The 13803-nt window shown below is 73.2% G+C and carries 13 protein-coding genes; 8 read left to right on the plus strand and 5 right to left on the minus strand.

The features are described from left to right. The first annotated feature begins 145 nt into the window (after positions 1-145). On the plus strand, positions 146-1663 hold the full coding sequence (miaB, locus tag ABIB53_RS08775; protein ID WP_354587888.1) for a tRNA (N6-isopentenyl adenosine(37)-C2)-methylthiotransferase MiaB: 1518 nt from the start codon (positions 146-148) through the stop codon (positions 1661-1663). A 30-nt stretch (positions 1664-1693) separates the two neighbouring features. Here the strand turns inward: miaB and ABIB53_RS08780 are convergent, their stop codons facing one another. Next, positions 1694-2317, minus strand: a complete 624-nt coding sequence (locus ABIB53_RS08780; protein ID WP_354587889.1) for a hypothetical protein — start codon at positions 2315-2317, stop codon at positions 1694-1696. An 80-nt stretch (positions 2318-2397) separates the two neighbouring features. Next, positions 2398-2583 carry an antitoxin gene (locus ABIB53_RS08785; protein ID WP_354587890.1) on the minus strand — a complete coding sequence of 62 codons (186 nt, stop codon included), beginning with the start codon at positions 2581-2583 and terminating at the stop codon, positions 2398-2400. 220 nt (positions 2584-2803) lie between these two features. Between ABIB53_RS08785 and ABIB53_RS08790 the strand changes: the two genes are divergently transcribed. From ABIB53_RS08790 to ABIB53_RS08810, 5 genes are all read left to right on the plus strand, one after another. Beyond that, complete coding sequence (locus ABIB53_RS08790) at positions 2804-3346, plus strand: YceI family protein (protein WP_123090872.1); 543 nt, start codon at positions 2804-2806, stop codon at positions 3344-3346. Positions 3347-3414: 68 nt separating this feature from the next. Beyond that, entirely contained in the window at positions 3415-3999 is a 585-nt protein-coding gene (def, locus tag ABIB53_RS08795; RefSeq protein WP_123090871.1) for a peptide deformylase, read from the plus strand. Continuing rightward, positions 3996-4931, plus strand: a complete 936-nt coding sequence (miaA, locus tag ABIB53_RS08800) for a tRNA (adenosine(37)-N6)-dimethylallyltransferase MiaA (protein WP_354587891.1) — start codon at positions 3996-3998, stop codon at positions 4929-4931. Before def ends, miaA begins: the two co-directional genes overlap by 4 nt. A gap of 21 nt (positions 4932-4952) precedes the next feature. Then, the gene (gene dapF, locus ABIB53_RS08805; protein WP_354587892.1) at positions 4953-5831 is read left to right on the plus strand and encodes a diaminopimelate epimerase; all 879 of its coding nucleotides are present in this window, start codon (positions 4953-4955) and stop codon (positions 5829-5831) included. 1 nt (position 5832) lies between these two features. After that, positions 5833-6894 carry an FUSC family protein gene (locus ABIB53_RS08810; RefSeq protein WP_354587893.1) on the plus strand — a complete coding sequence of 354 codons (1062 nt, stop codon included), beginning with the start codon at positions 5833-5835 and terminating at the stop codon, positions 6892-6894. A 210-nt stretch (positions 6895-7104) separates the two neighbouring features. Here ABIB53_RS08810 and ABIB53_RS08815 read toward each other — a convergent pair whose 3' ends face one another. The 3 genes from ABIB53_RS08815 to glpK all read right to left on the minus strand — a co-directional run bounded on the left by ABIB53_RS08815 (position 7105) and on the right by glpK (position 10348). Beyond that, entirely contained in the window at positions 7105-8007 is a 903-nt protein-coding gene (locus ABIB53_RS08815; RefSeq protein ID WP_191565194.1) for a type IV toxin-antitoxin system AbiEi family antitoxin domain-containing protein, read from the minus strand. 204 nt (positions 8008-8211) lie between these two features. Continuing rightward, positions 8212-8811 (minus strand): class I SAM-dependent methyltransferase, encoded by a 600-nt coding sequence (locus ABIB53_RS08820; RefSeq protein WP_354587894.1) that lies wholly within the window; start codon positions 8809-8811, stop codon positions 8212-8214. 4 nt (positions 8812-8815) lie between these two features. Continuing rightward, the gene (gene glpK, locus ABIB53_RS08825) at positions 8816-10348 is read right to left on the minus strand and encodes a glycerol kinase GlpK (protein ID WP_123090866.1); all 1533 of its coding nucleotides are present in this window, start codon (positions 10346-10348) and stop codon (positions 8816-8818) included. A 44-nt stretch (positions 10349-10392) separates the two neighbouring features. Here glpK and ABIB53_RS08830 point away from each other — a divergent pair, with 44 nt between their 5' ends. Together ABIB53_RS08830 and hflX are read left to right on the plus strand one after the other, a co-directional pair. Beyond that, positions 10393-12099 carry a glycerol-3-phosphate dehydrogenase/oxidase gene (locus ABIB53_RS08830; RefSeq protein ID WP_354587895.1) on the plus strand — a complete coding sequence of 569 codons (1707 nt, stop codon included), beginning with the start codon at positions 10393-10395 and terminating at the stop codon, positions 12097-12099. Between the two features lie 234 nt (positions 12100-12333). After that, positions 12334-13803, plus strand: a complete 1470-nt coding sequence (gene hflX, locus ABIB53_RS08835) for a GTPase HflX (protein WP_201466340.1) — start codon at positions 12334-12336, stop codon at positions 13801-13803.

Genomic DNA, 13803 nt, shown 5'->3' on the forward strand with positions numbered 1-13803 from the left:
CGGTCTCGACCGGGCCGCTGCGCCCAGCATGTCACGAGGACCGGGGGCTCCCGGGCGTCGGGGGCCGCCCCGGACGAAGGGGGCAGCGCCCCCCTTCGCCCGCGCGGTCGGCGCCGACGGGAGGGCCGACTACCCTGGATCGGTCATGACTGCTGCGCCCAAGACCTACGACGTGCGCACCCACGGGTGCCAGATGAACGTGCACGACTCCGAGCGCCTCGCCGGCCTGCTCGAGACGGCGGGGTACGTCGACCTCGCCTCGGTGCCCGAGGGCGAGCGCGGCGACACCGCCGACGTCGTCGTCTTCAACACCTGCGCCGTGCGCGAGAACGCCGACAACAAGCTGTACGGCAACCTCGGCCAGCTGCGCCCGCACAAGCAGCGCAACCCCGACCTGCAGATCGCCGTCGGCGGCTGCATGGCGCAGAAGGACCGCGACACGATCGTGCAGCGCGCGCCGTGGGTCGACGTCGTCTTCGGCACCCACAACATCGGCTCGCTGCCGGCGCTGCTCGACCGCGCGCGGCACAACCGCGAGGCACAGGTCGAGATCCTCGAGTCCCTCGAGACCTTCCCCTCGACGCTGCCGACGCGCCGCGACTCCGCGTACTCGGGGTGGACCTCGATCTCGGTCGGGTGCAACAACACGTGCACCTTCTGCATCGTCCCCGCGCTGCGCGGCAAGGAGAAGGACCGCCGGCCGGGCGAGATCCTCGCCGAGGTCGAGGCGCTCGTCGCCCAGGGCGTGCTCGAGGTGACCCTGCTCGGCCAGAACGTCAACAGCTACGGCGTCGAGTTCGGCGACCGGCTCGCCTTCGGCAAGCTGCTGCGCGCCTGCGGCGACGTCGAGGGCCTCGAGCGCGTGCGCTTCACCAGCCCGCACCCCGCGGCCTTCACCGATGACGTCATCGAGGCGATGGCGCAGACGCCGAACGTCATGCCGAGCCTGCACATGCCGCTGCAGTCCGGCTCAGACCGGGTCCTGAAGGACATGCGCCGCTCCTACCGCAGCACGAGGTTCCTCGGGATCATCGAGCGCGTCCGCGACCGCATCCCCGACGCGGCGATCACCACCGACATCATCGTCGGCTTCCCCGGCGAGACCGAGGCCGACTTCGAGGAGACGTTGCGGGTCGTGCGGGAGTCGCGCTTCTCGAGCGCCTTCACCTTCCAGTACTCGATCCGCCCCGGCACGCCCGCGGCGACGATGGCCGACCAGATCCCCAAGGCGGTCGTGCAGGAGCGCTTCGAGCGTCTCGTCGCGCTGCAGGACGAGATCAGCTGGCAGGAGAACAGGACGCAGGAGGGGCGCACCGTCGAGGTGCTCGTCGCCACCGGCGAGGGGCGCAAGGACGGCGCGACCGATCGGATCTCCGGGCGCGCCCGTGACAACCGGCTCGTCCACGTCGCGGTTCCCGAGGGGGCGCAGCGCCCGCGGCCGGGCGACATGGTGAGCGCGGACGTCACGTACGGCGCCCCGCACCACCTGCTCGCCGACGGCGCGTTGTCCGGCGGCACGTACTCCGTGCGGCGCACGGCCGGCGGCGACGCGTGGGAGCGGGCCCAGGCCCAGCCCGCGGGCAAGCCCTCGGTCTCGCTCGGCATGCCCCGCATCGGCGCCCCAGACCCGGTCACCCCCGCCGCCCCCGTCTGCGGCGCCTGACCCCCCTTCGACCTCGTCGCGCGGCTCGCCTCAGCGCACGACGCTCATGTACGCGCCGTACGCGTCCGCCATCGCCCGGCTCGCCGCGACCGCTCGGGCGCGGATGCTCTCGTCGGCGCCGAGGCGCAGCAGCGGCTCCGCCTCGACGTGCCGGCCGAGCCAGCGCACCCGCTCCCACCTCTGCACCGCGTCCTCGTCCTCGCGCGGACGGAGGTCGAGCTCCCACGCCGTGAGCATCCGGTCTGCGGTGGCGCTGACGTCGGGCGTGGCGGGCGGGTAGAGCGCCCGGAGCCGGGAGACCAGCTGACCGCCGGCGGTGCGGGGGTCGTGGGAGTGCACCTGGACGTCGACCCGGCCCCAGGCGTCGTGCAGGGAGCGCGGGGCGAGCCCGAGACGATGCTCGGCCCGGTGGCGGTCCGACACCAGCCGCCCGGCGGGCCGGGAGGTCAGCGCGAGGACGACCTCGCCGATCGTCGTCACGTCGTCGTCGAGCGAGCCGCGAGACGCCCAGTCGCAGACGTTGCCGTCGAGGTCCCGGACGAGCACGAGGCGCCGTGCGTGGTCGACGTGCGCGCGGACCTGGGCGTGCTCCGGGCGCGGCGCGTAGTGCGGCGCGCGCAGGTCCTCGGGGCGCAGGACGGTCGTCGCGATCACGGCGCGAGTCTGCCAGCGCAGGACGAAGGGGGCGTCCCACCCAGCGGGTGGGACGCCCCCTTCGTCAGGCGACGGTGGGGCTACTCGGTGCCGATGGCCCCGTCGGCGGCGTCGCGGCCCTGCTGGACCTGGTCGGCGCCCAGACCCTTGCCCTCGGCGAAGTCACCGGCTGTGTCGAGCCCGGTGTCCGAGTGCTCCTCGATCTGGTCGCCGTGCTTCTCGCTCAGCTCGCCGGCCTTGTCCTTGGCGTTGTCGAAGATGCTCATGCGTCGATCTCCTCTGCTGCGGGGACGGGTCGCACGCCGCGGCCCTCCTGCCAGGGTGGCAGCGTGACCGTCTCGAGCGGGGGCGGAGGGGGTGGGGCGAAGAAGTTGAGAATTCAACTTGCGGAATAGTGAAACCATCAACTATGTTGGGACTCAGCGACGCACCCCACGGCGTCCCGACCACCTGGTCGACCCAGACACCTCGCACAAGGAGCCCCTCATGACCCACGACATCACCCCCGGCACCTACGTCATCGACCCCAGCCACTCCGAGGTCGGCTTCGTCGCCCGCCACGCGATGGTCACCAAGGTCCGCGGCTACTTCCGCGACGTGGCCGGCGAGATCGTCGTCGGCGACGACTTCGCCCAGTCCTCCGCGACCGCCACCATGCAGGTGGCCTCCGTCGACACCGGCAGCGCCGACCGCGACGGCCACCTCAAGTCGGCCGACTTCTTCGACGCCGAGACCAACCCGGAGATCACCTTCGTCTCCACCGGCGTCAAGGACCACGACGGCAACCGCTTCGTCCTCCTCGGCGACCTGACGATCAAGGGCACGACCCAGCCCGTCGAGCTCGAGGCCGAGTACGAGGGCACCGCGCAGGACCCCTTCGGCAACACCCGCGTCGGCTTCACCGCCAAGACCGAGGTCGACCGCGAGACCTGGGGCCTGACCTGGAACGCCGCGCTCGAGACCGGTGGCGTCCTCGTCAGCAAGAAGATCACCCTCAACCTCGAGATCTCCGCGATCAAGCAGGCCTGAGCACGCGCGGCCGGCAGGCCGCAGCACCTGACATGGGGCGGGTGGTCGTGATGGGAGAGAATCCCGCCATGACCATCCGCCCCATCGTCATCTCCGGCGACCCCGTCCTGCACACCCGGGCCCGGCCCGTCGAGATGATCGACGACGAGATCCGCACCCTGGTGCAGGACATGTACGAGACCCAGGACGCCGCGCACGGCGTCGGCCTGGCCGCCCCCCAGGTGGGCGTCGGGCTGCGCATCTACACCTGGCAGATGGACAACGAGGACGGCGTGCCCGCGCGCGGGCACGTCATCAACCCCTTCGTCCGGGCGACCAAGGCGCCGGTCGGCGAGCCCAGCCGCGACGACGAGTCCGAGGGCTGCCTGTCGGTGCCCGGCTACTCCTTCCCGCTGCGGCGCGGCGAGAGCGCGCACGTCACGGGCTACGACGTCGACGGCAACGAGCTCGACTTCACCGCGACCGGGTGGTTCGCCCGGTGCATGCAGCACGAGTACGACCACCTCAACGGCTTCCTCTACGTCGACCGCCTCGGGGAGCGGTGGCAGAAGAAGGCCCGCAAGGCCGTCAAGGCCGAGGGCTGGGGCGTGCCCGGCCACAGCTGGATGCCGGGGGAGGACCGCGACCCCTTCGGTCACGACGACGACGAGTGAGCGCGAAGGGGGAGCCCGTCGAGGTCGTCGCGGTCGTCGGCGCCACCGCGACCGGCAAGTCGGCGCTCGCGCTCGACCTCGCGCAGTCCCTCGGCGGCGAGGTGGTCAACGCCGACTCCATGCAGCTCTACCGGGGCATGGACGTCGGGACGGCGAAGCTGGCGCCGCAGGAGCGACGCAGGGTCCCGCACCACCTCCTCGACGTCCTCGACGTCACCGACGAGTCCACCCTCGCCGCCTACCAGACGCGTGCCCGGTCGGCGATCGAGGACATCCGCTCGCGGGGCGCCGTGCCGGTGCTCGCCGGCGGGTCGGGGCTGTACGTCCGCGCGGCGCTGGACCACCTCGAGATCCCGCCGACCGACCCCGAGGTGCGGGCCCGGCTCGAGGCCCGCAGCGCCGCCGGCGAGGACGACGCCCTGCGCGCGGAGCTGCGCCGGGTCGACCCGCAGGCGGCCGAGGCGATCCAGGAGCAGAACGTGCGGCGGATCATCCGTGCGCTCGAGGTCGTCGAGCTCACCGGGCGGCCCTTCTCCGCGACCGCCCCGACGAAGACCTACGTGCGCCCCTCGCTCGTCATCGGGCTGCGCGACGACTGGGACCTGCTGACGACGCGCATCGAGCAGCGGGTCCTGCGGATGTGGGCCGAGGGCATGCTCGACGAGACCAGGCGCCTCGAGACGGCCGGGCTGCGGCGAGGACGGACGGCGAGCCGGGCCATCGGCTACGCCCAGGCCCTCGCGGAGCTCGACGGCGAGCTGACGACGGCCGAGGCGATCGCGTCGACCCAGGCGGCCACGCGGCGCTACGCCCGTCGTCAGGAGTCCTGGCTGCGGCCCGACCCCCGGGTCGTGTGGCTCGACGCGTCGGCACCGGACCTGCTCGGGCGGGCGCACGAGGTCGTCGCGCGGGGCGATCTCAGCCATGCCTGAGACGTGCAGCACAATGGCGCCATGAGCGTGCGCTTCACCAAGGGTCATGGCACCGAGAACGACTTCGTGCTCCTGGCCGACCTCGACGGCCGGCTCGACCTCTCCGCGGCGCAGGTCGCCCGGCTGAGCGACCGGCACGCCGGCATCGGCGGCGACGGGGTGATCCGCGTCGTGCGCACGGTCCACGCCGAGGAGCCCGAGGTGCGGGCGCAGGCCGACGAGGCCGAGTTCTTCATGGACTACCGCAACGCCGACGGCTCGAAGGCCCAGATGTGCGGCAACGGGACCCGGGTCTTCGCGACCTGGCTGCGCCGCGAGGGGCTCATCGGCGACGGCGAGAGCGTCGTCGCGACCCGCGCCGGCACCCGGCGCGTGCGTTTCGAGGGCGACGAGGTCGTCACCCACATGGGCACGTGGTCGCTCGTGCACCCGACCGAGGCGGCCGAGCGCGGCGTCGACTCCTTCGTGCACGTCGACGAGGCCGAGGACGTCGACGACCCGTACAGCGCCCTCTCCCTCGACCTCGGCAACCCCCACACCGTCGTCGCCCTCCCGCCCGAGGTGAGCCTCGAGGGGCTCGACCTCACCCGCGCGCCCGTCGTGCGCCCGGTGCCGCCGGAGGGCAGCAACGTCGAGTTCGTCCGCGTCCTCGGTCCCGGCCACCTCGCGATGCGCGTCCACGAGCGCGGTGTCGGCGAGACCCGCTCGTGCGGCACCGGTGTCTGCGCGGCCGCGCTCGCCGTCGGCATCTGGTCCGACTCCGTCGGGTCCGGCGCCTGGCGCGTCGACGTCCCCGGGGGCACCCTCACCGTCCGGGCCCTGCCCGACCACCAGGTCGAGCTCGCCGGGCCCGCCGTGCTCGTCGCCGACGGCCAGACGGACCTGCTCACCGGGGTCTGAGGTGCTCGGCCGGGTCGGTGCCGCGGTCGGCGAGGTCGCCCGCGCGAGCGTCGAGATCGGGCCGCACGCAGGGGCCCACCGGGTCGCCCTTCGCGCCGGGGTGTCCGTCCTCGTGCCGCTCGCCGTGCTCGTGCTCGCCGGACGGGTCGACCTCACCCCGTACGCCGCCTTCGGCGCCATGACCTCGCTCTACGGCCGTCACCACGGCCATGTCGACCGGTCCGGCATGCAGCTCGGGGCGGCGACCGCCTTCACCGCCACGGTGGGGCTCGGCGTGCTCGCCGCCGTGCTGCCCGGGCAGCACGCGTGGCTCGTCGTCCTCGTCGGGGCGCTCGTCGCCGGCGCCGGCCAGGTCCTCGCGGACGCCCTGGCGTGGCACCCGCCCGGGTCGACCTTCCTCGTCTTCGCCTTCTGCGTGTGCGCCTCGATCCCCGGGCTCGGTCTGCTCGACGTGCCGCTGGCCCTCGCGGTGTCTGCGCTGAGCGCGGCCTTCTCGCTGCTCGTCGGTCACGTCGGGGTGCTGCGAGACCGCACCGGCTACCGGGTGCCGACCCTGCCGGCGATGTCCGTGCGCACGGCGCTCGGCACCCCGGCCCGGCGCCGCTGGGTCGCCGTCGTCCTCGGCTGTGCCCTCGCCGGCGGCAGCGCGTGCCTGCTCGTCGGCTTCGAGCACCCCTACTGGGGCATCGTCGCGGCCGTCGCGGCCCTGGGCGGGGCCGACCACCGGACCCGTCTCGTGCGCGCGGTGCACCGCGCCGTCGGCACCGTCCTCGGCGTCCTCGTGGCCTGGCCCCTCCTCGCGGCCCACCCGCGTGGTCTGGCCGCGGTCGCCGTCGTGTGCGTGACGCAGATCGGTGCCGAGCTCTTCATCGGGCGCAACTACGCGCTCGCCCTGCTCTTCATCACCCCGCTCGCGCTGATGATGAGCCAGCTCGCCCACGAGCAGCCGGTCGGACCGCTCCTGCTCGACCGCGTCGGGTCGACCGCCGTCGGCGCCGGTGTCTCGCTCGTCGCGGTCGTCGCCCTGCTCGCGGCCCGCCGCACCCCCTCCGCCCCCGCCTGACCTCCCCGACCCCTCTGCCCCCCTTCGCCCACCCCGCCCCCCCAACCCGCCCCCCACCCCGCCGAGACCCGCTCGTGGTCGCGAAGGCCGGTCGTCGCGGGGCTGCGATGACCGGGTCTCACGGACCACGAGCGGGTCTCGGCGAAGGGGGCGGGTGCGGGCGAGGTGCGTCCTGGCGACGGGGCCGGGCGAAGGGGTCTGCGGCGGGGGCTAGGACCGGCGGGGCAGGGCGTCGATCGCTCGGCGCACCCGCGCAGCAACCAGGCCGAGGTCGTAGAGGTCGGCCCACATCAGCCGGACGAAGCCGTACCCGCGTGAGCGGATCCGGTCCTCGCGGATCTTCTCTGCGACGAGAGCGTCCTGGTCCGTGTACTTGAGCGCGCCGTCGAACTCGACGACGACCGGCTCGTCGTCCAGGAGCGCGTCGACGCGGTCCTGGCCGATCCAGACCTGCGGCGTGTACGCCAGCCCGAGACGGTGCAGGCACACACCGGTGCGGGTCTCGCCCGGCGTCTCGTGGCGGCCGTCGGCCCATGCGAGCATCTGCCGCAGCGAGCGCACACCCCGGTGACCGACGACGAGGTCGAGGGCCGCCGAGAGGTCGTCGACGGTGAGTGAGCCCTGCCGGATGGCGGCGTCGGCGGGCACGAGCGCCGCCTCGCCCCCGCGCAGCAGCCCGACCTGCACGACGCAGTCAGCCACGGGCAGCGCCGGTACCGTCCTGGCCCCGACGACGACCTCGTCGAGCACCAACGACCCGCGCACCCAGTGGTGGACGTGCGAAGGGACCCGCTTGCGTGGACGGGTCGACGTCACGTGCACCTGCGACAGGTCGGCGGCGAAGGTCGGCAGCCCGCGTACGACGAGCCCGCTGTCATGGCTCAGCCCCGTGCGCTCCAGCCCGTCGACGACCGCGATCGACCGTGACCTGTGCAGCTCACGCAGGTCCGGCGCAGGGCTGACGAGGTACTGGCCCCGCGCGAGCCGCTCGATCTCTCCTCTCGCAGCGGCCTCGGCGAGGAGTCGGCGATCGAGACCGCAGGCCCGCGCGTCAGCCGCCGAGAGCAGTCCGTCGGCAGCCAGTGCGCGCATCGTGGTGAGCAGTTCGTCCACCTGTGCACGGTGGCAGAGCCGGCGCTGCCGCCTGCCTCGTCATCCACAGCCCGCTGAGCCCCGCTCGTGGTCCGCGAGGGACGCTCCTCGCGGGACCGCGACGAGCGGGTCTGACGGACCACGAGCGGGGCTCGGCGAAGGGGGGGCGACGGGGGAGCCGGGGGAGCGCAGGGCACGGGCCGGTGGGGCTCGGCGAAGGGGGAGTCAGCGCGAGACGCGCAGGACGCGGAAGCCCTTCGCGGTGGCGGTGCGCTCGCAGCGCAGGTCGAGCTCGGACTCGACCCAGCGCTGGAGCGAGTCGGCGCCGAGGTTCTTGCCGACGACGAGCCAGGCCTGCCCGTGCGGCGCGAGGCGCGGCAGCCAGGTCCTCAAGAGCTCGTGGAGGGCGGCCTTGCCGATCCGGATCGGGGGGTTGGACCAGATGACGTCGTAGCGCACGTCGGGGTCGACCGCGTCGGCACGCACCGCACGCACGCGCTCGCACCCGAGGGCCGCGGCGTTGCGCCGCACGAGGTCGAGCGCGCGCTCGTTGACGTCGACGGCGGTGACGTCGAGCTCGGGGGAGCGCAGGGCGAGCTCTAGTGCGATCGGACCCCAGCCGCAGCCGAGGTCGAGCGCCTGCCCGGTCGTGGGCGGCGGCTCGACCTCCTCGAGCAGCACCTGCGTGGCCTTGTCGAGGGCCCCGGCGGAGAAGACCCCGCCCGCGGTCTCGACGACGACGTCCTGACCGGCGAGGCGGACGCTCAGCCGGCGCCGCTCGGCGTCGGTCGCGGGGACCCCTTCGCTGAAGTAGTGCTCGGTCACGGCGTCAGTCCACGTCCTCGTCGACCCAGTCGAGCGTGCGCGAGACGGCCTTGGCCCAGTTGCGGCACATCCGCTCGACGTCGGCGCGGTCCAGCCGGGGGGTCCACCGCTCGTCCTCGGACCAGTTGGCCTCGACCTGCTCGGTCGAGCTCCAGTACCCGACGGCGAGACCGGCGACGTAGGCCGCCCCGAGGGCCGTCGTCTCGGCGATCTTCGGGCGGACGACGTCGACGCCGAGCACGTCGGCCTGGAACTGCATGAGTGTCTCGTTGGCGACCATCCCGCCGTCGACCTTGAGCTCGGTGAGCCGGCCGCCGGCCCGCTCGGCGTCGGCCTGCATGGCGTCCAGGACATCGCGGGTCTGGAAGGCCGTCGACTCGAGCACCGCCCGGGCGAGGTGCCCCTTGTTCGCGTACCGGGTGAGCCCGAGGATCGCGCCGCGCGCGTCGGGTCGCCAGTACGGCGCGAAGAGCCCCGAGAAGGCCGGCACGAAGTACACGCCGCCGTTGTCCTCCACCGAGCACGCGAGCTGCTCGATCTCCGGGGCGCTGCGGATGAGCCCGAGGTTGTCGCGCACCCACTGCACGAGCGACCCGGTGACGGCGATGGACCCCTCGAGCGCGTAGACCGGCGCGTCGTCGCCGAGCTGGTAGCACAGCGTCGTCAGCAGGCCGTTCTCGCTCTCGACGATCTCGGTGCCGGTGTTGAGCAGCATGAAGTTGCCCGTGCCGTACGTGTTCTTCGCCGTGCCCGGGGCGAGGCAGGCCTGCCCGAAGGTCGCCGCCTGCTGGTCGCCGAGGATGCCGGCGACGGGGGTGCCCGCGAGGACGCCGGGGGTGCACTCGCCGTAGACCTCCGAGGAGCTGCAGATGCGGGGGAGGACCTCCATCGGCACGCGGATCGCCTCGCACAGCTCCTCGCTCCACTGCAGCGTGCGCAGGTCCATGAGCATCGTGCGCGAGGCGTTGGTGACGTCGGTGACGTGCTCGCCGTCGTGCTCCCCACCACCGGTGAGGTTCCACACGAGCCAGCTGTCGATCGTCCCGGCGAGCAGCTCCCCCTTCGCCGCCCGGTCGCGGGCCCCCTCGACGTGGTCGAGGACCCAGGCGATCTTCGGCCCGGCGAAGTACGTCGCGAGCGGCAGGCCGCAGACGTCCTTGAAGCGGTCGAGCCCGCCGTCGGCGGCGAGCTCGTCGACCATCGCCTGGGTCCGGGTGTCCTGCCACACGACGGCGTTGTGGATCGGGCGCCCGGTGGCGCGCTCCCACACGACGACGGTCTCGCGCTGGTTGGTGATGCCGATCGCCTCGACGTGACGGCTGTTGAGGTTGCCCTTGCCGAGCGCCCCGCCGATGACCCGGCGGGTGCTCTCCCAGATCTCCATCGGGTCGTGCTCGACCCACCCGGCCCGCGGGAAGATCTGCTCGTGCTCGATCTGGTCCTGCGCGACGACCTCTCCCGACGCGTCGAAGATCATCGCCCGGGTGCTCGTCGTGCCCTGGTCGATGGCCAGGACGTAGGTGCGCGAAGGGGTCATGGGCGGCAGTCTGGCAGGCGAGGGGCGGCGGATATCGTGGCGGCATGCGCGGACCCGCTCAGCTCGACCCCGCCCAGCGAGCCGCGGCGTGGGAGCACCTCGCCTCGGCCGAGCTCGACGTGCTCGTCGTCGGGGGAGGGGTGACCGGGGCCGGGGTGGCGCTCGACGCCGCGACCCGCGGCCTGCGGGTGGCGCTCGTCGAGCAGCGCGACTTCGCCTCGGGCACCTCCTCGCGCAGCAGCAAGCTCTTCCACGGCGGGGTGCGCTACCTCGAGCAGCTGAACTTCGCCCTCGTGCGCGAGGCGCTCAAGGAGCGCGAGCTCATGCTCACCCGGATCGCGCCGCACCTCGTCAAGCCCGTCTCCTTCCTCTACCCGCTCGAGCACGCGGTGTGGGAGCGCCCCTACGTCACCGCCGGCCTGGCGATGTACGACACGATGGGCGGCGCCCGCTCGGTCCCGCGGACCAAGCAGCTGACGAAGGGGGGCGTGCGGCGCATCGCGCCGGCCCTCAAGCCCGACAGCCACCACGGCGGGCTGCTCTACCACGACGCCCAGTGCGACGACGCCCGTCACACCCTCACCGTCGTGCGCACCGCCGCGTCCTACGGGGCCACCGTCCTCAGCTCGGCGAAGGTCGTCGGCCTGCTCCACGCGGGCGAGCGCGTCGTCGGTGCCCGGGTCCTCGACGTCGAGACCGGTACGGAGGTGGAGGTGCGCGCCTCCGTCGTCGTCAACTGCACCGGGGTGTGGACCGACGACATCCAGCGCATGGCCGGTGGCCGCGGTCGCTTCCACGTGCGCGCGAGCAAGGGCGTGCACATCGTCGTGCCGCGGGACCGGATCAACTCCGAGACCGGGCTCATCCTGCGCACGGCGACCTCGGTCCTCTTCTGCATCCCGTGGGGCACGCACTGGATCGTCGGCACGACCGACACCCCGTGGGAGCTCTCTCGGGCGCACCCGGCCGCGACCTCGGCCGACATCGACTACCTCCTCGGCGAGATCAACGACGTCCTGCTCACCCCGATCACCCGCGAGGACATCCAGGGGGTCTACGCCGGCCTTCGCCCCCTGCTCGCGGGGGAGAGCGAGGAGACCTCGCAGCTGAGCCGCGAGCACGCGGTCGCCCGGCCGCAGCCGGGGCTCGTCTCGATCGCCGGGGGCAAGTACACGACCTACCGCGTCATGGCCGCCGACGCCGTCGACGCCGCCCGTGAGGACCTGCCGCCCGGCGTGCCCGACAGCGTCACCGAGCACATCCCGCTCGTCGGGGCCGAGGGCTACCAGGCGCTCGTCAACCAGCTCGACACCCTGAGCCGTCGGCACGGCCTGCCGGTGTGGCGCATCACCCACCTGCTCGACCGCTACGGCTCGCTCGTCGTCGACCTCTTCGAGCTCATGGCGCAGCGTCCCGAGCTCGCCGAGCCGCTCGTCGGCGCCGAGGAGTACCTCGCCGTCGAGGTCGTCTACGCCGTGCGGGCCGAGGCCGCCCTGCACCTCAACGACGTGCTCACCCGGCGCACCCGGATCTCCATCGAGACGCCCGACCGCGGCGCGGCCGCCGCCGAGACGGCCGCCGCCCTCATGGCCGGCGAGCTCGGCTGGGACGACGCGCAGGTCGCGGCCGAGGTCGAGCACTACCGGCGCCGCGTGCAGGCCGAGCTCGACAGCCAGCAGATGACCGACGACGAGCGCGCCGATGCCGAGCGTCTCCACGCGAGCGACATCCGCACCCGCGCCCACGGCTGAGCCGCCGACCCGCCGCGCCGACCCGCCGCGCCCCCCTTCGCGCACCCCCCTTCGCCCCGCCGACCCACCTGGCGACCCCCGCTCGACACCCACCTACCACGCCGTACTGGTCGTGATCACCACGCATACGGAGGGGTAGCCGGGGGCGAAGGGGGAGCCGCCACGGCCGCCCATCGTGCGGACGGGAGTATTCGGTGGCCCCGGGGCGTTCTGAGGTGAGACCCTGAGGAGAACATGACCGAACCACGTAGCACCGCGACCGACGACATCCTGGCCCGCAGGGCGAGCGCCCTGGCCGACGACGACGGCTTCTTCGACGACGCAGACCGCTTCGACGGGGACCAGCTCGACCGCGAGGAGCGCACCGCGCTGCGCCGCGTCTCCGGGCTCTCCACCGAGCTCGAGGACATCACCGAGGTCGAGTACCGCCAGCTGCGCCTCGAGCGCGTCGTCCTCGCCGCCGTGTGGTCCGAGGGCACCGCCCAGGACGCCGAGAACTCCATGCGCGAGCTCGCCGCGCTCGCCGAGACCGCGGGCTCTGAGGTCCTCGCCGGCGTCCTGCAGCGCCGCCAGCGCCCCGACCCGGGCACCTACCTCGGGTCCGGCAAGGCCATCGAGCTGCGCGACATCGTCATCGCCGAGGGCGCCGACACCGTGGTGTGCGACACCGAGCTCGCCCCGAGCCAGCGTCGTGCCCTCGAGGACGTCGTCAAGGTCAAGGTCATCGACCGCACCGCCCTCATCCTCGACATCTTCGCCCAGCACGCGAAGTCCAAGGAGGGCAAGGCCCAGGTCGAGCTCGCCCAGCTGCAGTACCTCTTGCCACGCCTGCGCGGCTGGGGCGAGTCGATGTCCCGCCAGGCCGGTGGCCAGGCCGCCGGCGGCCAGGGCATGGGCTCACGCGGACCGGGTGAGACGAAGATCGAGCTCGACCGCCGCCGGATCAACTCGCGGATCGCCAAGCTGCGCCGCGAGCTGTCGTCGATGAAGACCCACCGCGACACCCGCCGCGGGGCCCGCGACGCCCACGGCGTGCCCGCCGTCGTCATCGCCGGGTACACCAACGCCGGCAAGTCGACCCTGCTCAACCGGCTCACCCACGCCGGCGTCCTCGTCGACAACCAGCTCTTCGCCACGCTGGACACGACGGTGCGCCGCGCCGAGACCCCCGAGGGCCGCGACTTCACCCTCGCCGACACCGTCGGCTTCGTGCGGGCGCTGCCCCACCAGCTCGTCGAGGCCTTCCGCAGCACGCTCGAGGAGGTCGCCGACGCCGATCTGCTCCTCCACGTCGTCGACGGCAGCCACCCCGACCCCGAGGGTCAGATCAGCGCGGTCCGCGCGGTGCTCGCCGACGTCGACGCGACCGACGTCAAGGAGGTCGTCGTCATCAACAAGGCCGACCTCGCCGACCCCGAGGTCGTCGACCGGCTGCTGCGCCACGAGCGTCACTCCATCGCCGTCTCGGCCCGCACGGGCCTGGGAGTCGACGCGCTGCGCGACCTCATCAGCGTCGAGCTGCCCCAGCCCGACATCGAAGTCGACGTCGTCCTGCCCTACGACCGCGGCGACCTCGTCTCGCGGATCTACGAGGAGGCCGACATCCTCGGCGAGGACCACCTCGCCGAGGGCACCCGGGTCCGCGCGAAGGTCATGGGTGACCTCGCCGCCGAGCTCGCCCCCTTCGCGGCGAAGACCGCCTGA

Source organism: Janibacter sp. UYMM211 (genome assembly GCF_040547045.1).
Classification (GTDB): domain Bacteria; phylum Actinomycetota; class Actinomycetes; order Actinomycetales; family Dermatophilaceae; genus Marihabitans; species Marihabitans melonis.